We start from the raw sequence: 23,578 nt of genomic DNA, 5'->3' as shown, positions 1-23,578 counted from the left end.
CTCAGTCTTCTTCCGGCCCCTCGACCGGCACGTGCACATGCAGGTCGATCATCTGCCGCAGCGTCTGCTTGAGCTCTTCGGCGCGCCGCAGCCCGAAGGGTTCGAGCACGCGCCGCTCGTGGTCGCGCGCGAGTTCCATCAGATGCTCGACCGCCTTCAGCCCCTTGCGCGTGATGCGCACCAGCGTGATGCGGCGATCACTTTCGTGGGGCAGGCGTTCGACCTGTCCGCGCGCTTCCATGCGGTCGAGCAGCCGCGTCACCGTCGGCTGCTTGGTGACAGTCACCTGTGCGAGCTGGCCGATGCTGATCGGCTCGCTGCCCGCAAGCGATGCCATCACGCGCCATTCCGACACGGAGAACCCCTGCTGCCGCGCGACCTCGTGGAACTCCGAGGAAATCAATTGGCTGGCCTGTGCCAGCAGCGCCGGCAGGTAGTCGTCGACGAAGCGATGCGATTCGGTGGATGGATCTGGTTCAGCCATGAAGGCACCTCACAGTCGCCGCGGGCACGCGGCTTGCATGTCTAGGGTAATTCATGATTGTGGATACATTCATTTGTCAACATTATAGGAAGCGTGATGTGGCACCTGAAGCGCATCCTCCCACGCGAAGGAAGAAGGACCCCCAATGGCTGAGCGTTCGTTCGTCGAAGAAGTCAAGAAGCTGAGGCTTTCTGGCGGAGATGTCTTTCGTGGCGAGGGCATTCTGGCGGTCACCAAGGCCTTGCTTGAATCCGGAGTTTCCTATGTGGCGGGCTACCAGGGCGCGCCCATCTCGCACCTGATGGATGTGCTGGCCGACGCACAGGACATCCTTGCCGAGCAGGGTATCCGCTTCGAGAACAGTGCAAGCGAAGCCACTGCTGCCGCCACGCTTGCGGCGTCGGTCAACTACCCCTTGCGCGGCGCCGTCACCTTCAAGGCCACCGTGGGCACCAACGTGGCTTCCGACGCCTTGGCCAACCTGGCGTCGGGCGGCGTGACCGGCGGCGCGCTCATCATCGTGGGCGAGGACTACGGCGAGGGCTCGTCGATCATGCAGGAGCGCAGCCATGCGTTCGCCATGAAGTCGCAGATCTGGCTGCTCGACCCGAGGCCCAACCTGCCGAGCATCGTCGATGCGGTGAAGCAGGGCTTCGATCTCTCCGAAGCCAGCAACACGCCCGTGATGCTGCAGCTGCGCATCCGCGCTTGCCATGTGCACGGCCACTTCATCGCCGGCGACAACAAGCGCGCGAAGTTCACGCTCAAGGACGCACTCGAGAATCCGCAGCGCGACGTCGGCCGCATCGTGCTGCCGCCCGCGAGCTTCGTGCACGAGCAGGAGAAGGTGCGGGACCGCTGGCCCGCGGCCGTGCGCTTCATCGAGGAGCGCCAGCTCAACGAATTCTTCTCCGAAGACGCCGACGACATCGGCATCATCGTGCAGGGCGGCAGCTACAACACGCTGCTGCGCGCACTCGAGCGGCTCGGCCTGGCCGACGTGTACGGCAACACCCAGGTGCCGCTCTACGTGATGAACGTGGCCTACCCGGTCATCGAGAGCGAGGTGATCCGCTTCTGCGAAGGCAAGCGCGCAGTGCTGGTCGTGGAAGAGGGGCAGCCCAACTTCGTCGAGCAGAACCTTGCAACCATTCTGCGACAGGCCGGCTCGACCACCGCGCTGCATGGCAAGGACATGCTGCCGGTGGCCGGCGAATACACCGCCGCCGAACTGCTGAAGGGCGCACGCAGCTTCTGCGAGCGCTACGACCGGCTCGCGCCGCTGCCGGTGCCCGCCCCCGTGCGCAAGGTGATTCCTCTGGTGGAGGTCGCAGCGATCGGCGTCGATGCCGCACCCGAGCCCGCATTGCCGTCCACGGCGCTGGGTGAAGTGGTCCACGCCCGTCCACCGGGCTTCTGCACCGGCTGCCCCGAGCGCCCCATCTTCAGCGCCATGAAGCTGGTCGAGCGCGAACTGGGCCCGCACCACGTGAGCGCAGACATCGGCTGCCACCTGTTCTCCATCCTGCCGCCCTTCAACATCGGCAACACCACCATGGGCTACGGCCTCGGCGGCGCAGGTGCTTCCGCGCTCAACGCGCCGGCCGGCAAGCGCGCGATCTCGATGATGGGCGACGGCGGCTTCTGGCACAACGGCCTCACCAGCGGCGTGGCCAACGCGGTCTTCAACAAGAGCGACAACCTCACCATCGTCGTCGACAACAACTACACCTCGGCCACGGGCGGGCAGGACATCCTCTCGTCGAACGCCGTCAACAAGACGCGCAGCACCGGCCACGAAATCGAGCGCGCCGTGCGCGGCGTGGGCGTCGAGTGGGTCAAGACATTGCGCCGAACCTACGACGTCGCCGGCATGCGCGATGCGCTGAAAGAAGCGCTCACCACCAAGACCCGGGGCCCGAAGGTGCTGATCGCCCAGTCGGAATGCATGCTCAACAAGCAACGTCGCGAGAAGCCGCTGGTACGCAAGGCGATCGCCGACGGCAAGCGCATGGTGCGCGAGAAGTTCGGCGTCGATTCCGACACCTGCACCGGCGACCACTCGTGCATCCGCTTGTCGGGCTGCCCGTCGCTGTCGATCAAGCCCAACCCCGATCCGCTGCGCACCGACCCGGTCGCGACCGTGCTCGACAGCTGCGTGGGTTGTGGCGTGTGCGGCGAGGTTTCGCACGCCGCCGTGTTGTGTCCCTCGTTCTACAAGGCGCAGATCGTGAGCAACCCGAGCCGCTGGGACGTGCTGCGCGAGCGTGTGCGCACTGCCGTCATCGGCTGGCTGCAGCGCGGCGAAGCTCGCCGCCGTGAAGCCTATGCCTTCTGAATGAGTCCCTCCATGCAAAGCGAAGACATTGCGTCGAAGTGCCAGGGATGCCGCGGAACCGGCTTTGCCGGGCCGCAGGTATCGTCCCCGGTAGGGGGTTGGCGGCTACACGAAGTGAGCAAGACTGGGGGGGAGCCATGAGCCCGATCAAGATCGCGATCCTCGCCATGGGCGGGGAGGGAGGCGGCGTTCTGGCCGACTGGATCGTCGACATGGGCGAGGCCAATGGCTACGTGGCGCAGACCACGTCGGTGCCAGGCGTGGCGCAGCGCACGGGCGCAACCATCTACTACGTCGAGCTCTATCCGAGCGCGCAGGCCGAGGCGGACGGCGGCCGACCCGTGCTCGCATTGATGCCATTGCCGGGCGATGTCGACGTGGTGCTGGCGTCGGAACTTATGGAGGCCGGACGCGCAGTTCAGCGCGGGCTGGTCACGAACGACCGCACCACGCTGATCGCCTCCACGCACCGCGTGTTCTCGATCGCGGAGAAGAGTGCGCTGGGTGACGGCCGCGTCGACAGCGACCAGTTGCTCGCGCACACGGCGCGGGCTGCCAAGCGCTTCATCCGCTTCGACATGGCACAGGCGGCCGAGGCTTCGGGCAGCGTGATCAGCGCTGTGCTCTTTGGTGCGTTGGCAGGATCAGGCGTACTGCCGTTCAGCCGTGCGCAGTTCGAGGCGACGATCGAACGCGGCGGCGTAGGTGTGAAGCCCAGCCTCAAGGCCTTCGGTGCCGCATTCGCCCGCGCGCAGGGCGGCGACGACGGCGAGCCGGTGAAAGAGGCCCCGCTCGCCACGCCGGCACCGCAACCCCGCCACCCGGCCGTGCGTGCCTTGGTCGAGCGCGTGCAGCGTGACTTTCCGGCTGCCGCGCAAGACTTCCTGCTCGAAGGCGTGCGCCGCCTTATCGACTACCAGGACCCGGCCTACGCCGGCCTGTACCTCGACCGCATGGCGGCCTTGCCGGACGGCGACCACCGGCTGCTGCGTGAAACCGCGCGCCATCTTGCGCTCTGGATGTCCTACGAAGACACCGCCCGCGTCGCGGCCCTGAAGACCCGCGCGACCCGCTTCGAGCGCGTGCGCGGCGAGGCGCGCGTGCAGCCGGGCCAGGTGCTGGCCATCAACGAATACATGCACCCACGCCTGCAGGAAATCTGCGAGACGCTGCCGGGTGGCATCGGCCGCTGGCTCATGGATTCGACGCTGCCGAAGAAGCTCGTCGAGCGCTTCACGCAGCACGGCCGCGTGATCCGGACCAGCTCGCTGCGCGGCTACCTGATGTTGCGCACGGTGGCAGCCATGAAGCGCTGGCGCCTGTCGACGATGCGCTATGCCGAAGAGAACCGCCGCATCGAGGAATGGCTGCAGCGCATCGCCGCGACTGCGCAGCGCAACCCGGAGCTCGCCGTCGAACTCGCGCAGTGCCAGCGGCTCGTGAAGGGCTACAGCGACACGCACGAGCGCGGCGTTCGCAACTACGACACCGTGATGCGTGCCGTCGAGCGCGCCGGCGCGGGGCTGGCACCGGCCACGCTGCGCGAACTGCGCGACGCGGCACTGGCCGACGAACACGGCCACAAGCTGCAGGCTGCACTGGCGCTGCACGCACTGGCCTGACGAAGAGACAACGAAGATGACCGCACCCTCCGCCATCCTCTCGCTGCGCGTCGTCGAAGCGCGGGCATTGAATCCGCTGATCCGCATGCTGCGCCTGCGCGCCGAAGACGGCCGCGCGCTGCCAGGCTTCGCGGCCGGCTCCCACATCCGTGTGCAGGTGTCGCTGCCCGATGGCAAGACCGACTGGCGCCATTACTCGCTCATCAACTTCGCGACCGCGCGCAACGCCACCAACGCACCAACCGAGTACGTGATCGCCGTGCGCAAGGAGGCCGAAGGCCGTGGCGGCTCGCGCTTCATGCACGAGCAGCTGAAAGAAGGCGATACCGTCGCCATCGAGGCGCCGAAGAACGACTTTCCGCTGCACACCGGTCCCGGCGGCACCGTGCTGGTGGCGGGTGGTATCGGCGTCACGCCGCTCGCCACCATGGCCGCGCGCCGCCGCGCCGAAGAGGCGCCGGTGCGCATGCACTACGCCGGCCGCAGCCGCGAGCTGATGGCCTTCCTGCCCGAGCTGCAGGCGCTGCTCGGCGACGACCTGCGCGTGCACGCCGATGCCGAAACCGGTGCGCCTCTCGACATCGACGCGCTGCTCGACGGCGTGCCCGCTGGCGACCGCCTCTACGTCTGCGGCCCCAAGCTCATGCTGGACGCCGTGCTGGCCCGCACCCAGGCGCGCGGCTGGGAGCACGACCGCGTGCACTTCGAACTCTTCACCGAGCCGGTCGCGGAAGCGGGCGACCAGCCCTTCGAGGTGGAACTCGCCCAGTCGGGCCAGCGCTTCACGGTGCCGGCCGACCAGAGCATCCTCGATTGCCTGATCGAGCACGGCTGCGACCCGATGTTCGACTGCAAGCGCGGCGAATGCGGCGTGTGCGCCGTGCCCGTCATCGAAGGCGAGATCGAGCATCGCGACTACGTGCTCACCGCCCGCGAGAAAGCGGCCGGCAACGTCATCCAGATCTGCATCTCGCGCGCCAAGGGTGCGCGCCTGGTGCTCGACCTCTGAAGGAGCCACGAGAACCATGCCTTCATACCGAGACAACCCTGAAGCCGTCCGCGCGCTGGTGCGCAACGACCAGGTGCACCGCGATCTGTACACCAGCCAGGAACTGTTCGAGCTGGAGCAGGAGCACTTCTTCGCCAACACCTGGAACTATGTCGGCCACGAGAGCCAACTGCTCAAGCCGGGCGACTGGATCAGCAACGAGATCGCCGGCCGCCCGCTGATCGTCGTGCGCCACGCCGACGGCAGCGTGCGCGCCATGATGAACCGCTGCGCCCACAAGGGCTCGCGGCTCGTCAATGGGCCCTGCGGCAACACCGGCAAGTTCTTCCGCTGCCCGTACCACGCCTGGACCTTCAAGACCGACGGCTCGCTGCTGGCCATTCCGCTGAAGACCGGCTACGAGAACACCGAACTGCACGCGTGCGAATCGGTCAAGGGCCTGACGACGCTGAAGCACGTGCGCAGCCACCGCGGCTTCATCTTCGTGAAGATCAACGACGCCGGGCCGGACTTCGACGACTACTTCGGCGACTCGCTGAGCTCCATCGACAACATGGCCGACCGTTCGCCCGAGGGCGAACTCGAGATCGCGGGCGGCTGCCTGCGCTTCATGCACCAGTGCAACTGGAAGATGTTCGTCGAGAACCTCAACGACACCATGCACCCCATGGTGGCGCACGAATCCTCGGCCGGAACCGCCAAGCGCATGTGGGCCGACAAGCCCGCCGATGAGCCCAAGCCCATGGCGGTCGAGCAGTTCGTGCCTTTCATGTCCGACTACAAGTTCTTCGAGGACATGGGCATCCGCACCTACGACAACGGCCACAGCTTCACGGGTGTGCACTTCAGCATCCACAGCAAGTACAAGGCGATCCCGGCCTATGACGACGCCATGAAGGCACGCTACGGCGAGGAGAAGACCGCGCAGATCCTCGGCATGGCGCGGCACAACACGGTGTACTACCCGAATCTCACGATCAAGGGCGCGATCCAGGCGATCCGCGTGGTCAAGCCGATCTCGGCCGACAGGACGCTGATCGAGAGTTGGACCTTCCGCCTCAAGGGCGCGCCGCCCGAGCTGCTGCAGCGCACCACCATGTACAACCGGCTCATCAACTCGCCGTTCTCGGTGGTGGGGCACGATGACCTGCAGGCCTACCGCGGCATGCAGGCCGGCCTGCATGCGAGCGGCAACGAGTGGGTGAGCCTGCATCGCAACTACGATCCCTCGGAGCTGAAGGGCGGAGAGATCACCACGGGCGGCACCAACGAGCTGCCGATGCGCAACCAGTACCGCGCATGGGTCCAGCGCATGACGGAGACCATGTGATGACCGGCATCGAAGTCACCCGCCAGGACTTGATCGATTTCGTCGTGAACGAAGTACACCTGCTCGACACGCGCCGCTACGAGGAGTGGAACGCGCTTTTCACCGACGATGCCTTCTACTGGGTGCCGCTGGTTCCCGACCAGGAAGACGGCCTCAACCACACCTCGCACCTCTACGAGGACAAGCTGCTGCGCGACCTGCGCATCGAGCGCCTCAAGAGTCCGCGTGCCTTTTCGCAGCAACCGCCGAGCCGCTGCCATCATCTGCTGCAGATGCCGGTGATCGAGCAATTCGACGCCGAGGCGAACCGCTACGTGGTGCGCACCGGGTTCCACTACACGGAGTCGCAGGGCGACGAATTGCAGTTCTACGTCGGCACCTTCTTCCATCATCTCAGGGTGCAGGATGGCGCGCTGCGCATGGCGCTCAAGCGCGTCAACCTGCTCAACTGCGACGCGGCGCTGCCAGCCGTGCAGCTTTTCATCTAGGGACGCGATGACACACGCCACCGTCCATCAAGTCTTCGCGGCCACCGCGGCGCGCACGCCGCAGGCCGAGTTCCTGTTCACCGAATCGGTGACGGCCGCCGCCTACGGTATTTCTGCCGGCGTCATTCGCTGGGGCGAGGCCGCGGCCGAGGTCGAGCGTCTGCGCGCGGCCTATGCGCAAGCCGGGTACGGACACGGCCACCGTGTCGGGCTGCTGCTGGAGAACCGTCCCGCATTCCTCTTCCACTGGTTCGCGTTGAACGCCCTGGGCGTGAGCGTGGTGCCGATCAACGCCGAGATGCGCTCGGCGGAACTGATCTATTTGATCGGCCACAGCGAAATCGGCCTGGCCGTGACGCTGCCTGAACGTGCCGGCGACCTGCGCGCTGCGGCTGCGCAGGCCGGTGTGGCCTTCGAGACGATGGGGCCCGACGACGCGGTGCCCAGTGCGAAGACGATTGCACCGCGAGCCCATGATCGCATCAGCGTCGACACCGAATGCGGCCTGCTCTATACCTCGGGCACCACCGGGCGCCCCAAGGGCTGCATCCTGAGCAATGCCTACTTCCTGCGCGCCGGCGAGTGGTACGCCGCGCTCGACGGTGTCTGCAGCATCCGGCCCGACGCCGAGCGCGTCATCACGCCGCTGCCCCTCAACCACATGAACGCGATGGCGTTCTCCACCATGGTGGTGCTGGTGGCGGGCGGGTGCCTGGTGCAGCTGGACCGTTTCCATCCGAAGACCTGGCTGGCCAGCGCGCGCGAAAGCGGCGCGACCATCGTGCATTACCTCGGCGTGGTGCCGGCGATGCTCCTGTCGGCCAACGCGTCTGCGGCCGACAGGGAGCATGCAATCCGCTGGGGCTTCGGCGCCGGTGTGGACCGCAAGAACCACGCACCTTTCGAAGAGCGTTTCGGCTTCCCGCTGGTCGAGGCCTGGGCCATGACCGAGACCGGCGCAGCCGCCTGCATCATGGCGAACCGCGAACCGCGTCTCGTGGGCACCAGCTGCTTCGGACGGCAGGAAGACTTCGTGGAGATCCGCCTCGTGGGCGAAGACGGCAACGATGTCGGCGTCGATGCGCCGGGCGAACTGCTCGTGCGTTCGGCCGGCGACGACCCGAAGCGTTACTTCTTCTCCGGCTACCTGAAGGACGAGGAAGCCACGCGCCAAGCCTGGGCCGACGGCTGGTTCCACACCGGCGACCTGGTGCGGCGCGACCCCGAAGGCAACTTCTTCTTCGTCGACCGCAAGAAGAACGTGATTCGCCGCAGCGGCGAGAACATCTCCGCGGTTGAAGTGGAGAGTGTGCTCAACCAGCATCCGGCCGTGAAGACCTCGGCCGTGGCCGCCACACCCGATGCGGTGCGCGGCGACGAGGTGCTGGCCTGCATCGTGGTGCGCGAAGGCGCCGATGCATCGCAGCGCGAGCAGCTCGCCGCCAGCATCGTCGAGCATGCGCTCGCGCAGCTGGCCTACTACAAGGCGCCGGGCTACGTGGCCTTCGTCGATGCGCTGCCGCTCACGCCGTCGCAGAAGATCCAGCGTGGCCAGCTGCGCGAGATGGCGCAGTCGCTGCCGGGGCAGAGCCATTGCATCGACACGCGCGCGATGAAAAAGAGGCAGGCATGACGAAGCAGCGGCTCTCCTACGAAGGCGTCGCGGTGGCCGTGCCCATCACGGTGCCCTATGTGCGCTACTCCACGCGCACCGCCCACTGGTTCATCGGCCAGGCCATCGAGGCGCTGGTCCGGGCCAGCGGCGTGGCCAAGGAACAGATCGACGGCCTGTGCCTCAGCAGCTTTTCGCTCGCGCCCGACACGGCCGTGGGCGTCACGCAGCACCTGGGCCTGTCGCCGCGCTGGCTCGACCATGTGCCCACCGGCGGTGCTTCGGGCGTGATGTGCCTGCGCCGCGCGGCGCGGGCGGTGCAGGCGGGCGATGCCGACATCGTGGCCTGCGTGGGCGCCGACACCAACCACGTCGATTCCTTCCGCCAGACGCTCGGCAGCTTCAGCAACTTCGCGCGCGACGCGAGCTACCCCTACGGCTCGGGCGGCCCGAACTCGATCTTCGCGTTCATCACCGCCAACTACATGCGCACCTACGGCGCGAAGCGCGAGGACTTCGGCCGTATCTGCGTGGACCAGCGCACCAACGCGCTGGGCAACCCGAACGCGATGTTCAAGAAGGGCCTGACCCTCGACGAGTACATGGCCGCGCGGCCCATCTCCGACCCGATCCACCTGTTCGACTGCGTGATGCCCTGTGCGGGCGCCGATGCCTTCCTCGTGATGAGCGAGGAGCGCGCACGCGACCTGGGCCTGGCGCACGTGGTGATCCGCGGTGCCATCGAGCGCCATAACGCCTATGCCGAAGACCCGGTGATGGTGCAGGGCGGCTGGCGCATGGACTGCGACGACCTCTACGCGCAGGCCGGCGTCCAGCCCGCGGAACTCGACTTCGTGCAGACCTACGACGACTATCCCGTCATCGTGATGATGCAGTTCGAGGATCTGGGCTTCTGCGAGAAGGGCGAGGGCCCGGCCTTCGTGCAGGCCAACACCATGACCTTCGACGGCAGCTTTCCGAACAACACGAGCGGGGGGCAGCTCTCGGCCGGGCAGGCCGGTGCGGCGGGCGGCTTCCTCGGCATGGTCGAGGCGATCCGGCAGCTCACGGACCAAGCCGGACAACGCGCTGTGCCGAACGCCCGGCTGGGCCTCGTCGCCGGCTTCGGCATGGTCACTTACGACCGCTGCCTGTGCACAGGCGCCGTCATTCTCGGGAGATCGGCATGACGATGCCCCTGATGCGCCCCCCGCGCAAGAACCCGGTGCTGCGCACCCGGCAGATGAACCTGCCGCCCGGCGCGCGCGGCCGCGTGGCGCTCGGCCTCACGGCGGCCGCCGCCGAAGGCCGCTTCGAACTGCAGACCTGCGAAGACTGCGGCACTGTGCAGTACCCGCCGCGCGAGGTCTGCCACAAGTGCCTTTCGGCCGCACTGCGCTGGCGGCAGCAAAGCGGCGAGGGCGAACTGCTCGGCAGCACCACGCTGCACCACAGCAACGACCTGTTCTTCCGCGAGCGGCTGCCGTGGCGGCTGGGCCTGGTGCACCTGGATGCCGGCCCGACGCTCATGGTCCATCTGCACGGCGAAGTCGGCGATGCGCCGCAACGCGTGCGTGTCGGCGCCCGGCTCGACCGCGCGGGGCAGGCCGTTCTCATTGGTTTTCCGAATGAAGGGAGTGCCCATATGGCCGACGACAAGATGCTGCGAGAAATGACCAGCGACCCCAAGTTCCGCAAGGCGCTGGTGACCGATGGGAAGACCGAGACCGGCCAGGCCATCGTGCGTGCGCTGGTCAAGGCCGGCGCAGACATCGTCTGGGTCGGCCATGCCGAGCCGTGGAAGAAGATGGGCGATGGGCTTGACGACATCTCGGTGCTGCCGCAAGTCACGCTGGTGCCGCTGGACCTGACCAACGGCCGGCAGGTGACCGAGCTCGCGGGCTCCATCGGCGGCAAGGTCGACATCGTGATCAACAACGCGGAGGTGCACCGCACTTTCGGCATCGGCGCGCGCCGCGGCACCGACGTGGCCAAGGCCGAGATGGACATCAACTACTTCGGCCTGCTGCGCCTGGCGCAGGAGTTCGGCCCTGCGCTGAAGGGCCGCTCGGCCGACGGCGCGACGGGCGCCACGGCCTGGGTCAACCTGCTGTCGATCTACGCGCTGAGCAACTTCCCGCCGCACGGCACCTTCAGCGCGTCGAAAGCCGCTGCGCATTCGCTTGCGCAGTGCCTGCGTGCCGAGATGCGGCCGGCCGGCATCCGCGTGATCAATGTGTTCCCGGGGCCCATCGACGACGAATGGAACCAGCACACGCCACCACCGAAGCTCGCACCCACCGCGCTGGCCAATGCCATCGTGAAGGCGCTGCGTGACGGCGTGGAAGACGTTTACCCCGGCGACGTGGCGCAGGAGTGGCTGGAACGCTGGCGCGACAACCCCAAGGTGCTCGAGCGCGAACTCGCGGCGGGCGGCTGATCGAGGAACATCACGATGACAACCATCACCACCGAACTGATGTCCACCGCCGAAATCCTCGGCGGCCTCGTGACCGCGATGGCCAGCGGCCGCATCCGCGTGATCGACCTCACGCAGACGCTGACGCCCGAGTTTCCGCAGATCGCGCTGCCGCCCGAGATGGGGCAGTGCTGGCCCTTCCGCATCGAGGAAGTGTCGAAGTACGACGAGCGCGGTCCGGGCTGGTACTGGAACAACTTCTCGTGCGGCGAGCACACCGGCACGCACTTCGACGCGCCGATCCACTGGATCTCGGGCCGCGACCTGCCGAACAACTCGGTCGACACCATTCCGGTGCAGCACTTCGTGGCGCCGGCCTGCGTGATCGACTGTTCGCCGCAGGTCAAGGACGACCCCGACTATCTGCTGACCCTGGAGGACATCGAGGCCTACGAGGCGGCGCACGGCCGCATCCCGAAGGGCGCGTGGGTGCTGATGCGCACCGACTGGTCCAAGCGCAGCGACCCCGAGGCGTACCAGAACTTCGACGAAACCGGCCAGCACACGCCCGGCCCGAGCACCGAGGCCGTGCGCTTCCTGGTCGAGCAGCGCGACGTGCTGGGTTTCGGCTCCGAGGCCATCGGCACCGATGCCGGGCAGGGCTATCACCTGCGCCCGCCGTACCCGTGCCACTACTACATGCACGGCGCGGGGCGCTACGGGCTGCAGTGCCTGAGCAACCTCGACCTGCTGCCGCCCGTGGGTGCGGTGCTGATCTGCCCGCCGCTGAAGATCGAGAAGGGCAGCGGCAGCCCGCTGCGGGTGCTCGCGCTGGTGGGGGCATCGGCATGAGCGGCGCGGCGCCCAAGGTCGCGGCCGTCACCGGCGGCAGCGCCGGCATCGGCAAGGCGATCTGCGAGGACCTGCTCGCGCAGGGCTACGAGGTGGTGTCGCTCGCGCGCCGCAAGGCCGAGATCGACCACCCGAAGCTGCACAGCATCGAGGTCGACCTGAGCGACCGCGCCGCCACGGGCGAGGCGGTGCGCGAACTGGTCGAACGCTTCGCGCCGACCACCATCGTCCACAACGCAGGCGTCATCCGCGCCGCGCTGCTGCCCGAAGTAAAGCTCGACGACCTCGACGCACTGGTCGACCTGCACCTGGGCTGTGCCATTCAGCTCGTGCAAGGTGCGCTGCCCGCGATGCGTGCGCAGCGCTTCGGCCGCGTGGTGCTGCTGTCGTCACGCGCCGCGCTGGGGCTGGCCACGCGCACCAGCTACTCGGCCACCAAGGCCGGCATGCTGGGCATGGCGCGCACCTGGGCGCTGGAGCTTGCCGCTGACGGCATCACGGTGAACGTGGTGGCCCCGGGGCCGATCCGCACCGACATGTTCTACGACGTGGTCGAAGCCGGCAGCGAGAAGGAACGCGCGCTCGCAGCCTCGGTGCCCGTCAAGCGCCTCGGCGAATCGGCCGATGTGGCACGCGCCGTACGTTTCTTCGCCGATGCCGACAGCAGCTTCGTCACCGGCCAGGTGCTGTACGTGTGCGGCGGTACCAGCGTCGGCAGCCTGGCCCTCTGAATTCTTCTTTCGCTTTTCCACGTTCATCCCAAACCATCCCTGGAGCATCGCCATGAAAGTCCTGAACCGAATTCGCACATTCGCGGCCATTGCCGCGGGCCTCGGCGCGCTGAGCGCCGCGGGCGCATGGGCCACCGATCTCAAGGTCGGTTTCATCACCTCGATGTCGGGACCGGTGTCTTCGCTCGGCATTCCCTACGACAAGGGCATGAAAGCCGCGCTGGCCTACAAGTCCGAAGTCGGCGGTCGCAAGGTGCAGGTGATCCAGCTCGACGATGCGTCCGACCCGTCCACGGCCGCGCGCAATGCGCGCAAGCTGATCGAGGAAGACAAGGTCGACGTCATCATCGGGACGGCCGGCGCACCCGGCTCGCTGGCCATTGCCGGCGTGGCGCGCGAGACGAAGACACCGCTGATCTCCATCGCCAATGCCGACCTGGCCGGCGAGGACGGCGCCTGGATGGTGACGCTGCCGCAGCCCGCGCCGTTGATGATGGGTGCGATGGTCGAGAAGATGAAGCAGGCCGGCGTGAAGACGGTGGCCTACATCGGCTACTCCGACGCCTGGGGCGACCTGGTCTACGACGCGCTCATGAAATCGGCGCCCACGGCCGGCATCAAGGTGGTGTCGAACGAGCGTTATGCGCGCAGCGATTCGTCGGTGGCCGGGCAGGTGCTGAAGATCGTGGCGCTGCGGCCTGATGCGGTCATTACCGGTGCCTCGGGCACCCCCGGTGCGTTGCCGTACCTCGCGTTGACCGAGCGTGGCTACAAGGGAAGGATCTACGGCATGCACTCGCTGATCAACCCCGACTTCATCCGCGTCGGCGGTTCGTCGGTCGAAGGCCTGCTGGCGCCCACGGGCCCGGTGGTGGTGGCCGAGCAGCTGCCCGACAACAACCCGATGAAGAAGATCGCGATGGACTTTCGCGCTGCCTACCAGAAGGCCAACGGCGCGGCGCCCACTGATACCTTCTCGGCCTACAGCTTCGATGCGTGGCTGATCTATCTCGATGCTGCGCAGCGTGCGCTGGCCAGCAAGGCTGAGCCCGGCACGCCGCAATTCCGGCTGGCGCTGCGTGATGCCATCGTGAGCACCAAGGAGCTGGTGGGCACGCATTCGGTCTACAACTTCAAGCCCACTGATCGCTATGGCTCGGATGATCGCTCGCGCGTCGTCGTGAAGCTCGAAAAGGGTCAATGGAAGCTGGTGCCCTGAGATGAAGAACAAGCTAGCCCACATCCTTGGCGCCACAGTGCTTGCTCTGGCAGCTTCGCAGGCCATGGCGGCTGACCTGAAGATCGGCTTCATCAGCTCGCTCTCGGGTCCGGTGGCTGCGCTCGGCATTCCGTACGAGAAGGGCATCCGCGCTGCCATTGCCGAGCATCCCGAGATCGCCGGCCGCAAGGTCCAGTTGATCGTGCTCGACGACGCGTCAGACCCCACCACCGCCGGCCGCAACGCACGCAAGCTGGTGACCGAAGACAAGGTCGACGTGCTCATAGGAACCTCCGGCGTGCCAGGTGCGATGGCCATCGCAGCGGTGGCCAAGGAACTGAACACACCGTTGATCTCGCCCACGCCGGTCACCATCGCCGGCCCCGAGGGCGCGTGGACGGTGACGGTGTCGCAGCCATTCCCGCTCATGGTCGCGGGCGTGGTCGACCGCATGCAGAAGTCCGGCGTGAAGACGGTCGCCTTCATCGGCTTCTCGGACGCACTGGGCGACCTGGCCTACGACTCGCTCGTGAAGAGCGCCGATGCTGCCGGCATCAAGGTGGTGGCCAACGAGCGTTATGCGCGCAGCGATTCCTCGGTGGCCGGGCAGGTGCTGAAGATCGTCGCGGCTCGACCCGACGCCGTGTTCGCGGGCAATTCCGGCACGCCCGGTGCGTTGCCTTACATCGCACTGGCCGAGCGCGGCTACAAGGGCAAGATCTATGGCACGCACGGCCTCATCAACGCCGACTTCGTGCGCGTGGGCGGCGCCTCCGTCGAAGGCCTGCAGGTGCCCAGCGGCCCGGTGCTGGTGGCCGACCAGTTGCCCGACAGCAACCCCATCAAGAAGGTGTCGATGGGCTTTCGCAACGCCTACCAGAAAGTGAACGGCGCGGTGCCGACCGACGCCTTTTCTTCCTACACCTACGACGCCTACCTGCTGCTGGCGGATGCCGCCTCGCGCGCCAAGGGCGAGCCCGGCACACCGCAATACCGCACCGCCCTGCGCGACGCCATCGTGAGCACCAAGGAGCTGGTGGGTACGCACGGCATCTACACCTTCAAGCCCGGCGATAGCTATGGCTCCGACCGGCGCGGCGTGGTGATCGTGCAGATGAACAGGGGGCAGTGGAAGCTGGTTCCCTGAAGAAAAGACCCGGGCCCACGTCGATGACCAGTTACCGCCATCATCCCGAACGCGTCGCCGCCCTCGTGCAGCACGACCGCGTGCACCGCGACCTGTACCTGAGCGAGGAGATCTTTGCGCTCGAGCAGGAGCGCCTGTTCGCGAACAGCTGGGTCTTCCTCGGCCATGCGAGCCAGGTGCCCGAGCCCGGCGACTTCGTGGCGCAGGACATCGCGGGCCGGCCGCTGCTGATGGTGCGGCAGCCCGACGGCGCGGTGCACGTGCTCTACAACCGCTGCGCCCACAAGGGCACGCAACTGGTGACGGACGAGAGCGGCAACACCGGCCGCTTCTTCCGCTGCCCGTATCACGCGTGGACCTACAAGCTCGACGGCGCGCCGCTCGGCGTACCGTTGAAGAGCGGCTACGAGGGCACGCAGCTCAAGGCGTGCGAGTCGGGGCAGGGGCTGTCGGTGGTGAGGCACGTGAAGGTGTACCGCGACTTCGTGTTCGTGCGCCTATCCGACACGGGGCCCTCGTTCGAGGACTACTTCGGCGAGGTGCTGGGCGCCATCGACAACATGGTCGACCGCTCGCCCGAGGGCAAGCTCATCGTGGGCGGCGGCGTGCTGCGCAACATCGTCCACTGCAACTGGAAGATGTACCTCGAGAACATCAACGACACGGTGCACCCGATGTCCACGCACGAGTCGGCCACCAAGGCGGCCGAGGCGCTGTGGGAAGGCCATGCGCCCACCGACCCCAAGCCCATGGCGATGGAGCAGATCCTGCCCTTCGGCTCGGGCTACGAGTTCTTCGACAAGATGGGCGGACGCGTGTTCGCCAATGGCCACAGCGTGCTGGGCGTGAACTTCAGCATCCACTCCAACTATGCGCAGCTACCGGAGTACGAGGCCGCGATGCACGCGGCGCACGGCATTGGGCGCGCCACCGAAATTCTGCAGAGATCGCCACAGAACTCCGTTCTTTATCCGAGCCTGTCGGTCAAGGGCTCGCCGCAGGCCATCCGCGTGATCCGTCCGCTGGCCGCCGGCCGCACGCTGATCGAGGCGTGGAGCTTCCGCGCGGCCGGCGCACCCGCGCTGCTGTTCGAGCGCGCCATGAGCTACAACCGGCTTGTTTTCTCACCGATGTCGGTGGTGGCGCACGATGACGTGCACCTGTTCGAGAGCATCCAGCAGGGCCTGCGCGCGGGCGGCAACGAATGGGTGAGCCTGCACCGCAACTTCGATGCGGCCGAGCTCGCGCAGTCGACCATCACCACCAACGGCACCAACGAGCTGCTCATGCGCAATCAATTCCGCGCCTGGGCGAAGTCGATGTCGGTGGAGGCCGCGCCATGACCGTTCCGCGCGATTTCGCCGCCCACGAAGCGGCCCTGCTCGACGAGCGGCGCTTCGACGACTGGCTGGCGCTCTTTGCCGGCGACGGCCACTACTGGGTACCGCTGCTCGGCGCTGCGCAGGCCGATCCGTTCTCGCACAACTCGCTGGCCTATGAAGACCGGCTGCTGCTGCAGTTGCGCGTGGAGCGCCTCAAGAGCCCGCGCGCGCATTCGCAGCATCCAGCCAGCCACAGCCAGCACGTGCTGCAGCCCTCGCGCATCGAGCACGAGAACGCCGATGAAGCGCGCCTGCGCACGCCATTCCTGTACGTCGAAGCGCGAGGCGAATCCCAGATCCTGCTGAGCGGCACCGCGCGCCATCACCTCGTTCGCACGCCGGCCGGCTGGCGCATCCGCGAGAAGCGCATCGACCTGCTCAACGCCACGCGTGCGTTGCCGGCCATCCAGTTGTTCATCTGAGTTACCTGTCCATTCCAACCATCCTCACCGGAGCTACGACATGAAGAGCCTGATGCAGACCTTGACGCGCGGTGCACTCGCCGCAGCGCTGATTGCCTGTGGTGTTGGGAGCGCGCTGGCGGCCGACCTCAAGGTCGGTCTCAGCGTGTCGCTCTCAGGGCCGAATTCCTCGCTGGGCGTGCCCTATGCCAAGGGCATGCAGGCCGCGCTGGCGTACAAGCCGGAGGTGAACGGCCGCAAGGTCCAGCTCATCGTGCTGGACGACGGCTCCGACCCGACCACGGCCGGGCGCAACGCGCGCAAGCTGATCGAGGAGGACAAGGTCGACGTGCTCATGGGCACCTCGGGCGTGCCCGCCGCCATCGCGATGGCGCAGGTTGGCAAGGAAGCGAAGACGCCGATGATCGGCCTCACGCCCATCTTGCTCGACCCGAACGACAACCCCTGGGTCATGACCGTGGCCCAGCCCACGCAATTGATGATCGATGCGGTCGTCGAGCGCATGAAGCGCAACAACGTGAAGACGGTGGGCTACATCGGCTTCTCCGATGCCTGGGGCGACCTGGTCTACAACGCACTGATGAAGGCCGCGCCCGAGGCCGGCATCAAGGTGGTGAGCAACGAGCGCTATGCGCGCGCCGACGCGTCGGTGACGGGGCAGGTGCTGAAGATCGTGGCGCTGCGGCCCGATGCGGTGATGACCGGCGGCGCCGGAACGCCGGGCGCACTGCCGTTCCTCGCATTGCAGGAGCGCGGCTTCAAGGGTGGCGTGTACGGCCAGCACGGCTTGATCAACCCCGACTTCGTGCGGGTGGTCGGCGCGGCCGGCCAGAACGCGCTGATGCCCACCGGCCCGGTGATCGTCGCCGAGCAATTGCCCGACAACTACCCGACCAAGAAGATCGCGACCGAGTTTCGCGCCGTGTTCCAGAAAGCGAACAACGCGCCAACCGGCGACGCCTACTCGGCCTATTCGTTCGACGGCTGGCTGGTGTTTGCGGACGCCGCATCGCGCGCCATGAAGAAGGCCGAGCCGGGCACGCCCGAGTTCCGCGTGGCGCTGCGCGACGCCATCTTCAGCACGAAGGAAGTGGTGGGCACGCACGGCGTCTACACCTTCAAGCCCGGCAGCCTCTACGGCGTGGACGAACGCGCCCGCGTGATCGTCAAGCTCGACAACGGCCAATGGAAGCTCGCACCTTGAACCGCTCGCCCTTGATTTTCCGGAGGGCCGCGCGATGACCTGGGACGTGGCGCTCATTCTCCTCACCGACGGCCTGGCCAACGGTGCCGTCTACCTGCTGGCCGGCCTGGGGCTGGTGTTGATCTTTTCCGTCACGCGCGTGGTGTTCGTGCCCTTCGGCGACATCGCGGCCTTTGCGGCGCTGTCGCTCGCGGCCTTCGAGACCGGCCGCGTCCCGCCGACCATAGGCATGGTCGCCGTGCTCGCTGCCCTGGCGCTGGCAACGGAAATCGGCAGCCTGTTGCGGCGCGGCGAGGCTGCACGCATTCCCAAGGCGGTGCTGATGTGGGGCGTGCTGCCCGCGATTCCCTGCGTGCTCGCGTGGCTTGCGGCGCGGCCCGGCGTGCCGGTCGCGGTGCACATCGCGGTGGCCGTGCTGCTGGTGGTGCCCATCGCACCACTGCTGGCGCGCGTGGTGTTCCAGCCGATCGCCGACGCCTCGGTGCTGGTGCTGCTGATCGTGTCGCTGGCGCTGCACTTCCTGCTGTCTGGCCTGGGCCTGCTGTTCTTCGGACCTGAAGGCTCCCGCACCACGCCGCTCACCAGCGCCGTGTTCACGTTGGGCGACGGCTTCACGGTCAGCGGCCAGGTGGTGCTGATGGTGGGCGCGGCCATCGTGCTGAGCGGGCTGTTCTTCCTGGTGTTCGAGCGCACGGTGGCCGGCAAGGCGCTGCGCGCCACGGCGGTCAACCGCGTGGGCGCGCGGCTGGTCGGCATCCGGCCGGTGCGCACCGCACTGCTGGCCTACGGATGCGCCTCGCTGCTGGCGGGGCTGATCGGCGTGCTGATTGCACCGGTGACGACCATGTACTACGACTCGGGTTTCATCATCGGCCTGAAGGCCTTCGTGGCCGCGATCATCGGCGGGCTCGTGAGCTACCCGATGACTGCGGTGGGTGCACTCGCAGTCGGCGTGGTGGAAAGCTTCGCCTCGTTCTGGAGCGGTGCGCTGAAGGACGTGATCGTGTTCAGCCTGCTGATCCCCGTGCTCATGCTGCGCTCCTTCATGGCCACGCATGCCGAAGAGGAAGAAGACGAGGTGGACCAATGAGCGCCAACCGCAAACGCATGACGTGGATCGCCGCGGTGGTGGTCGTGCTGGCCCTGGTGCCGGTGGTGGCGGGGAGCTTCACGGTCTCGCTGCTCAACGACATCGGCATCGGCGCGCTGGTGGCGCTGGGCCTCGTGCTGCTCACCGGCGTGGGCGGCGCGACCTCGTTTGGGCAGGCGGCTTTCGTGGGCATCGCAGCCTACGCCACGGCATGGCTCACGACCACGCAGGGCATGTCGCCGTGGATCGGGCTGCTGTTCGCGCTGCTGCTCACCGGCCTCTCGGCGCTGGCCATCGGCATGCTCACGCTGCGCCTGGGCGGGCACTTCCTGCCGCTCAGCACCATCGCCTGGGGACTGTCGATCGCAATGCTGTTCGGCAATGTCGATGCGCTTGGGCGGCACACGGGCCTGTCGAACATTCCACCGCTGCAGGTCGCGGGCTGGTCGCTGGCCGATCCGCGTTCGATGTACTACCTGATCTGGGTGGTCGTCGGGCTGGCCTGCCTGTTCAGCCACAACCTGCTGCAGTCTCGGCCGGGGCGCGCGATTCGCGGGCTTCGCGGCGGTGCCACGCTGCTGGCGAGCGTGGGGGCGGATGCCTACCGCGTGCGGCTGTCACTGTTCGTCACGGCCGCGCTGTTCGCGGGGCTGGCGGGCTGGCTCTACGCGCACATGAACCGCTTCGTGAGCCCGTCGCCCTTCGACGTGCGCGCGAGCATCGAGTACCTGCTGATGGCCGTGGCCGGCGGGCTCGGCCAGCTGGCGGGCGCACTGGTGGGCGCCGCGCTGGTACTGGTGCTGAAGAACGGCCTGCAGGACGTGCTGCCGATGCTCACGCAGCGCGCCGGCCAGCTCGAGGCGGTGGCATTCGCCGCGCTCTTCATCCTGCTGCTGCACTTCGCGCGCGGCGGCGTGATGGGCCTGCTGCGCCGCTGGACGCACCGGCGCAGCGGCTCGCAGGAGCCTTCGCGCCACGAGGCCCCGCCGGTCGATCCCTTGCCTCACCGCACGCTGCCCGAGCGCGGCTCGCAGGTGCTGTCGGTGAACGGTGCGGTCAAGCGCTTCGGCGGGCTGGTGGCCGTCAACGACGTGAGCTTCGACGTGAAGGCCGGCGAGATCGTCGGGCTGATCGGGCCCAACGGCGCGGGCAAGTCGACCATGTTCAACCTGCTGACCTGCACGCTGCCGATGAGCGCGGGCCAGGTGCGCTTCCTGGCGCACGACATCGCAGGCAAACCGCAGCGCGAGGTGGCGCGGCTGGGGCTGGCGCGCACTTTCCAGCACGTGAAGCTGCGCCCGCACATGAGCCTGCTCGACAACGTGGCGCTGGGCGCGCATTCGCGCACGCGCTCGGGCATCCTGAAGGCGGGGCTGCGGCTCGACCGCCTGGAAGAAAGCCAGATCCTGCAGGAGGCGCAGCGCCAGCTCGACCGCATCGGCCTGGGCGACCGCGCGCACGAGCTGGCGGGCAGCCTGCCGCTGGGCACGCAGCGCATTCTGGAAATCGCGCGCGCGCTGGCCGCGGACCCGGTGCTGCTGGTGCTCGACGAGCCCGCCGCCGGCCTGCGCCGCAAGGAAAAGATGGCGCTCGGCGACCTGCTGCGCAAGCTGCGCGAGGAGGGCGTGACCATCCTGATCGTCGAACACGACATGGACTTCGTGATGAAACTGGTGGACCGGCTGGTGGTGATGAACTTCGGCTCCAAGCTCGTGGAGGGCGTGCCGTCGGCGGTGCGCGCGGACGAGCGGGTGCAGGCGGCTTACCTGGGGAGTGTTGTATGAGCGCCGCACGGCCGCCCGAAGGCGCGGGCCCCCTTCAGGGGGTAGGAGAAGTACACGAAGTGACAAGCCTGGGGGTAGCGAAATGACCGCGATGCTGGAGATTGGCGATCTGCACGTGTCGTACGGGCAGGTTGAGGCGGTGCGCGGCGTGTCGCTCGACCTGCAGCCGGGTCAGATCATTTCGGTAATCGGTCCCAACGGCGCGGGCAAGACCACGCTGCTGGCGGCCGCGATGGGTCTGCTGCCTTGCAAGGGCACGCTGCGCTTCGAGGGCGAAGACCTGCAGGGGCTCGACGTGGAAGCGCGCGTGGAGCGCGGCCTGTGCCTCGTGCCCGAGAAGCGCGAGCTGTTCGGCGAACTCACCGTGCTCGACAACCTGCAGCTCGGCGCGTATGCCAAGCGGCTGCGCGGCGATGCGATGAAGAAGCGGCTGCAGTCGGTGTACGACCGATTTCCGCGGTTGGCCGAACGGCGTTCGCAGCGCGCCGACACGCTCTCGGGCGGCGAGCGGCAGATGCTCGCGGTGGGGCGCGCGCTGATGTCGGCGCCGCGCCTGCTGATGCTCGACGAGCCGAGCCTCGGCCTCGCGCCGCTGATCGTGCGCGACATCCTCACCATCGTGCGCAAGCTGCGCGAAGACGGTGTCTCGATCCTGCTGGTCGAGCAGAACGCGCGCGCCGCGCTAGAAAGCTCGGACGAAGGCTATGTGCTGGAGACCGGCGAGATCGCGCTGTCGGGTGCCTCGGCCGAGCTGGCGAGCGATCCGCGCGTGCAGGCGACCTATCTCGGTGGAGGCACGCACGATGACGAGTGACCCGCGGGCTGTGCCGCCCGTGCAGCGCACCTTGCCGGCGATGCTGCAGCGGCAGGCCGGGCTGTTCGGCTCGCGTCCGTTGCTTCGGATCGGTGGCGACGAGTGGACGCATCGCGACGCTGCGCAGGCTGCAGCCGTTCGCGCCGGTGCGCTGGCCGCGGCCGGCGTGGTGCGCGGCGACCGCTTCGCCGTGATGTGCGGCAACCGCATCGAGTTTCTCGAAAGCTTCCTCGGCGCGGGTTGGCTGGGTGCGTCGATGGTGCCGGTCAACACCGCGTCGATGGGGCCGCAGATCGAATACTTCCTCGCGAACAGCCAGGCGAAACTGCTGGTGATCGAGGCGGGTTTTCTTGAGCGGCTCGCGACGGCGGATCTGGCGCGCACCGCGTTGCGCGAGGTCTGGGTGGTGGGCGAGGCGGAGTCCTCCGGCTGGCAGGCGCCCCAGGGCGTGCGCGTAACGCCTTACCCCGAGGGCGGTGAGGCGCTGGCGCCCGCAGCGGTGCAACCTGGCGACCCGCTCGCGATTCTGTACACCTCCGGTACGACGGGGCCAGCCAAGGGCGTCGTCTGCCCGCATGCGCAGTATTTCTGGTGGGGCGTGAGCAGCGCGGAGGTGCTCGGAGTCGGCGTCGACGACGTGCTGTGCACCACGCTGCCGCTCTTTCACATCAATGCGCTCAACACCTTCGCGCAGGCCGCATTGACGGGCGCAGAGGTGGTGTTCGCGCCGCGCTTCTCGGCCTCGGGCTTCTGGCCGGCGATGCGCGCGAGCGGGGCGACGGTGGTCTACCTGCTGGGCGCAATGGTGCCGATCCTGCTCGCGCAGCCCGAAGGGCCTGGCGAACGCGATCACCGGGTGCGCATCGGCCTCGGGCCCGGCGTGCCGTCCGCCGCAGGTGCCGCATTCAAGGCGCGCACCGGCGTGCAACTGCTCGAAGGCTACGGCTCGACCGAAACCAATTTCGCCATCGCGACCGCGCCGGATTCGCCGCGCGGCGGTGTCATGGGCTGGCTGCGCCCAGGCTTCCAGGCGCGCGTGGCCGACGAAGGCGATGCGGCGCTGCCACCCGGCGAGGCCGGCGAACTGCTGCTGCGCGCGGACGAGCCCCATGCCTTCGCGAGCGGCTATTTCAACATGCCGGAGAAGACGGTCGAGGCCTGGCGCAATCTCTGGTTCCACACCGGCGACCGCGTGGTGCAGGACGCCGACGGTGCGTTCCGCTTCGTCGACCGCATCAAGGACGCGATTCGCCGGCGCGGCGAGAACATCTCGTCGTTCGAGGTCGAGCAGGTGCTGCTGAGCCATCCGGGCGTGGCTTCGTGCGCGGTGTACCCGGTGCAATCCGAACTGGCCGAGGACGAGGTGATGGCCGCGCTGGTGGCGCGCGACGGCGTGCCGATCGACCCGGCCGAACTCGTGCGCTTCTGTGAAAGCCGGCTGCCTTACTTCGCCGTGCCGCGCTACATCGACGTGCTGGCCGACCTGCCGCGCACCGAAAACGGCAAGGTGCAGAAGTTCAAGCTGCGCGAGCGCGGCGTGAGTCCGCAGACCTGGGACGGCCGGCCCGCAAGGGCCTGAGGCTCCCGGCAGACGCAACGCGTTCCTTCTTTCCGGCTGTTTCATGCGCTGA

At 67.6% G+C, this 23,578-nt stretch carries 20 protein-coding genes; 19 read left to right on the top strand and 1 reads right to left on the bottom strand.

Annotated features, from left to right (window positions below; genetic code table 11):
* Position 1: 1 nt before the first annotated feature.
* Positions 2-484 carry a MarR family winged helix-turn-helix transcriptional regulator gene (locus ACCC97_RS00800; RefSeq protein ID WP_007831268.1) on the bottom strand — a complete coding sequence of 161 codons (483 nt, stop codon included), beginning with the start codon at positions 482-484 and terminating at the stop codon, positions 2-4.
* Between the two features lie 145 nt (positions 485-629).
* On the opposite strand from ACCC97_RS00800, the gene ACCC97_RS00795 reads away from it, so the two are divergent.
* The 19 genes from ACCC97_RS00795 to ACCC97_RS00705 all read left to right on the top strand — a co-directional run bounded on the left by ACCC97_RS00795 (position 630) and on the right by ACCC97_RS00705 (position 23,526).
* On the top strand, positions 630-2,822 hold the full coding sequence (locus ACCC97_RS00795; protein WP_413331375.1) for a thiamine pyrophosphate-dependent enzyme: 2,193 nt from the start codon (positions 630-632) through the stop codon (positions 2,820-2,822).
* A 137-nt stretch (positions 2,823-2,959) separates the two neighbouring features.
* Positions 2,960-4,444 carry an indolepyruvate oxidoreductase subunit beta family protein gene (locus ACCC97_RS00790; RefSeq protein ID WP_413331374.1) on the top strand — a complete coding sequence of 495 codons (1,485 nt, stop codon included), beginning with the start codon at positions 2,960-2,962 and terminating at the stop codon, positions 4,442-4,444.
* Positions 4,445-4,460: 16 nt separating this feature from the next.
* On the top strand, positions 4,461-5,453 hold the full coding sequence (locus ACCC97_RS00785; protein ID WP_007831260.1) for a PDR/VanB family oxidoreductase: 993 nt from the start codon (positions 4,461-4,463) through the stop codon (positions 5,451-5,453).
* A gap of 16 nt (positions 5,454-5,469) precedes the next feature.
* The gene (locus ACCC97_RS00780; RefSeq protein ID WP_007831259.1) at positions 5,470-6,783 is read left to right on the top strand and encodes an aromatic ring-hydroxylating dioxygenase subunit alpha; all 1,314 of its coding nucleotides are present in this window, start codon (positions 5,470-5,472) and stop codon (positions 6,781-6,783) included.
* Positions 6,783-7,271 (top strand): aromatic-ring-hydroxylating dioxygenase subunit beta, encoded by a 489-nt coding sequence (locus ACCC97_RS00775; protein ID WP_007831258.1) that lies wholly within the window; start codon positions 6,783-6,785, stop codon positions 7,269-7,271. Before ACCC97_RS00780 ends, ACCC97_RS00775 begins: the two co-directional genes overlap by 1 nt.
* Before the next feature lie 7 nt (positions 7,272-7,278).
* Positions 7,279-8,904 (top strand): AMP-binding protein, encoded by a 1,626-nt coding sequence (locus tag ACCC97_RS00770; RefSeq protein ID WP_413331373.1) that lies wholly within the window; start codon positions 7,279-7,281, stop codon positions 8,902-8,904.
* Entirely contained in the window at positions 8,901-10,073 is a 1,173-nt protein-coding gene (locus ACCC97_RS00765; protein ID WP_413331372.1) for a thiolase family protein, read from the top strand. The genes ACCC97_RS00770 and ACCC97_RS00765 overlap by 4 nt, the downstream gene beginning before the upstream one ends.
* On the top strand, positions 10,070-11,323 hold the full coding sequence (locus ACCC97_RS00760) for an SDR family NAD(P)-dependent oxidoreductase (RefSeq protein ID WP_413331371.1): 1,254 nt from the start codon (positions 10,070-10,072) through the stop codon (positions 11,321-11,323). Before ACCC97_RS00765 ends, ACCC97_RS00760 begins: the two co-directional genes overlap by 4 nt.
* 15 nt (positions 11,324-11,338) lie before the next feature.
* Entirely contained in the window at positions 11,339-12,154 is an 816-nt protein-coding gene (locus tag ACCC97_RS00755) for a cyclase family protein (protein WP_413331370.1), read from the top strand.
* Positions 12,151-12,885 carry an SDR family NAD(P)-dependent oxidoreductase gene (locus ACCC97_RS00750; protein ID WP_007831253.1) on the top strand — a complete coding sequence of 245 codons (735 nt, stop codon included), beginning with the start codon at positions 12,151-12,153 and terminating at the stop codon, positions 12,883-12,885. Before ACCC97_RS00755 ends, ACCC97_RS00750 begins: the two co-directional genes overlap by 4 nt.
* A gap of 52 nt (positions 12,886-12,937) precedes the next feature.
* Positions 12,938-14,104 (top strand): ABC transporter substrate-binding protein, encoded by a 1,167-nt coding sequence (locus tag ACCC97_RS00745; RefSeq protein WP_413331369.1) that lies wholly within the window; start codon positions 12,938-12,940, stop codon positions 14,102-14,104.
* A gap of 1 nt (position 14,105) precedes the next feature.
* Complete coding sequence (locus tag ACCC97_RS00740) at positions 14,106-15,251, top strand: ABC transporter substrate-binding protein (RefSeq protein ID WP_413331368.1); 1,146 nt, start codon at positions 14,106-14,108, stop codon at positions 15,249-15,251.
* A gap of 23 nt (positions 15,252-15,274) precedes the next feature.
* Positions 15,275-16,594: an aromatic ring-hydroxylating dioxygenase subunit alpha gene (locus tag ACCC97_RS00735; protein ID WP_413331366.1), complete on the top strand. Its 1,320-nt coding sequence runs from the start codon at positions 15,275-15,277 to the stop codon at positions 16,592-16,594.
* Positions 16,591-17,055, top strand: a complete 465-nt coding sequence (locus ACCC97_RS00730) for an aromatic-ring-hydroxylating dioxygenase subunit beta (protein WP_007831249.1) — start codon at positions 16,591-16,593, stop codon at positions 17,053-17,055. The genes ACCC97_RS00735 and ACCC97_RS00730 overlap by 4 nt, the downstream gene beginning before the upstream one ends.
* Before the next feature lie 40 nt (positions 17,056-17,095).
* Positions 17,096-18,259: an ABC transporter substrate-binding protein gene (locus ACCC97_RS00725; protein ID WP_007831231.1), complete on the top strand. Its 1,164-nt coding sequence runs from the start codon at positions 17,096-17,098 to the stop codon at positions 18,257-18,259.
* 34 nt (positions 18,260-18,293) lie between these two features.
* Positions 18,294-19,349, top strand: coding sequence for a branched-chain amino acid ABC transporter permease (locus ACCC97_RS00720; protein ID WP_413313434.1), 1,056 nt, complete (start codon positions 18,294-18,296; stop codon positions 19,347-19,349).
* Positions 19,346-21,133: an ABC transporter permease subunit gene (locus ACCC97_RS00715; protein ID WP_413313432.1), complete on the top strand. Its 1,788-nt coding sequence runs from the start codon at positions 19,346-19,348 to the stop codon at positions 21,131-21,133. Before ACCC97_RS00720 ends, ACCC97_RS00715 begins: the two co-directional genes overlap by 4 nt.
* Before the next feature lie 82 nt (positions 21,134-21,215).
* Positions 21,216-21,947 (top strand): ABC transporter ATP-binding protein, encoded by a 732-nt coding sequence (locus ACCC97_RS00710; protein WP_007831224.1) that lies wholly within the window; start codon positions 21,216-21,218, stop codon positions 21,945-21,947.
* On the top strand, positions 21,937-23,526 hold the full coding sequence (locus ACCC97_RS00705; RefSeq protein ID WP_007831222.1) for an ATP-dependent acyl-CoA ligase: 1,590 nt from the start codon (positions 21,937-21,939) through the stop codon (positions 23,524-23,526). Before ACCC97_RS00710 ends, ACCC97_RS00705 begins: the two co-directional genes overlap by 11 nt.
* The last annotated feature ends 52 nt before the right edge of the window (positions 23,527-23,578 follow it).

It is taken from the genome of Variovorax sp. Varisp85 (assembly GCF_047304045.1).
In the GTDB taxonomy this organism is placed as follows: Bacteria; Pseudomonadota; Gammaproteobacteria; order Burkholderiales; family Burkholderiaceae_C; genus Variovorax.
The sequence above is the reverse complement of the archived record's forward strand: the minus strand, read 5'-3'. Positions and strand labels throughout refer to the sequence as shown.

Bases quoted from the DNA above. Each gene is read 5' to 3' on its own strand.
- ACCC97_RS00800 (WP_007831268.1), bottom strand. From the start codon at position 484: ATGGCTGAACCAGATCCATCCACCGAATCGCATCGCTTCGTCGACGAC.
- ACCC97_RS00795 (WP_413331375.1), top strand. From the start codon at position 630: ATGGCTGAGCGTTCGTTCGTCGAAGAAGTCAAGAAGCTGAGGCTTTCT.
- ACCC97_RS00790 (WP_413331374.1), top strand. From the start codon at position 2,960: ATGAGCCCGATCAAGATCGCGATCCTCGCCATGGGCGGGGAGGGAGGC.
- ACCC97_RS00785 (WP_007831260.1), top strand. From the start codon at position 4,461: ATGACCGCACCCTCCGCCATCCTCTCGCTGCGCGTCGTCGAAGCGCGG.
- ACCC97_RS00780 (WP_007831259.1), top strand. From the start codon at position 5,470: ATGCCTTCATACCGAGACAACCCTGAAGCCGTCCGCGCGCTGGTGCGC.
- ACCC97_RS00775 (WP_007831258.1), top strand. From the start codon at position 6,783: ATGACCGGCATCGAAGTCACCCGCCAGGACTTGATCGATTTCGTCGTG.
- ACCC97_RS00770 (WP_413331373.1), top strand. From the start codon at position 7,279: ATGACACACGCCACCGTCCATCAAGTCTTCGCGGCCACCGCGGCGCGC.
- ACCC97_RS00765 (WP_413331372.1), top strand. From the start codon at position 8,901: ATGACGAAGCAGCGGCTCTCCTACGAAGGCGTCGCGGTGGCCGTGCCC.
- ACCC97_RS00760 (WP_413331371.1), top strand. From the start codon at position 10,070: ATGACGATGCCCCTGATGCGCCCCCCGCGCAAGAACCCGGTGCTGCGC.
- ACCC97_RS00755 (WP_413331370.1), top strand. From the start codon at position 11,339: ATGACAACCATCACCACCGAACTGATGTCCACCGCCGAAATCCTCGGC.
- ACCC97_RS00750 (WP_007831253.1), top strand. From the start codon at position 12,151: ATGAGCGGCGCGGCGCCCAAGGTCGCGGCCGTCACCGGCGGCAGCGCC.
- ACCC97_RS00745 (WP_413331369.1), top strand. From the start codon at position 12,938: ATGAAAGTCCTGAACCGAATTCGCACATTCGCGGCCATTGCCGCGGGC.
- ACCC97_RS00740 (WP_413331368.1), top strand. From the start codon at position 14,106: ATGAAGAACAAGCTAGCCCACATCCTTGGCGCCACAGTGCTTGCTCTG.
- ACCC97_RS00735 (WP_413331366.1), top strand. From the start codon at position 15,275: ATGACCAGTTACCGCCATCATCCCGAACGCGTCGCCGCCCTCGTGCAG.
- ACCC97_RS00730 (WP_007831249.1), top strand. From the start codon at position 16,591: ATGACCGTTCCGCGCGATTTCGCCGCCCACGAAGCGGCCCTGCTCGAC.
- ACCC97_RS00725 (WP_007831231.1), top strand. From the start codon at position 17,096: ATGAAGAGCCTGATGCAGACCTTGACGCGCGGTGCACTCGCCGCAGCG.
- ACCC97_RS00720 (WP_413313434.1), top strand. From the start codon at position 18,294: ATGACCTGGGACGTGGCGCTCATTCTCCTCACCGACGGCCTGGCCAAC.
- ACCC97_RS00715 (WP_413313432.1), top strand. From the start codon at position 19,346: ATGAGCGCCAACCGCAAACGCATGACGTGGATCGCCGCGGTGGTGGTC.
- ACCC97_RS00710 (WP_007831224.1), top strand. From the start codon at position 21,216: ATGACCGCGATGCTGGAGATTGGCGATCTGCACGTGTCGTACGGGCAG.
- ACCC97_RS00705 (WP_007831222.1), top strand. From the start codon at position 21,937: ATGACGAGTGACCCGCGGGCTGTGCCGCCCGTGCAGCGCACCTTGCCG.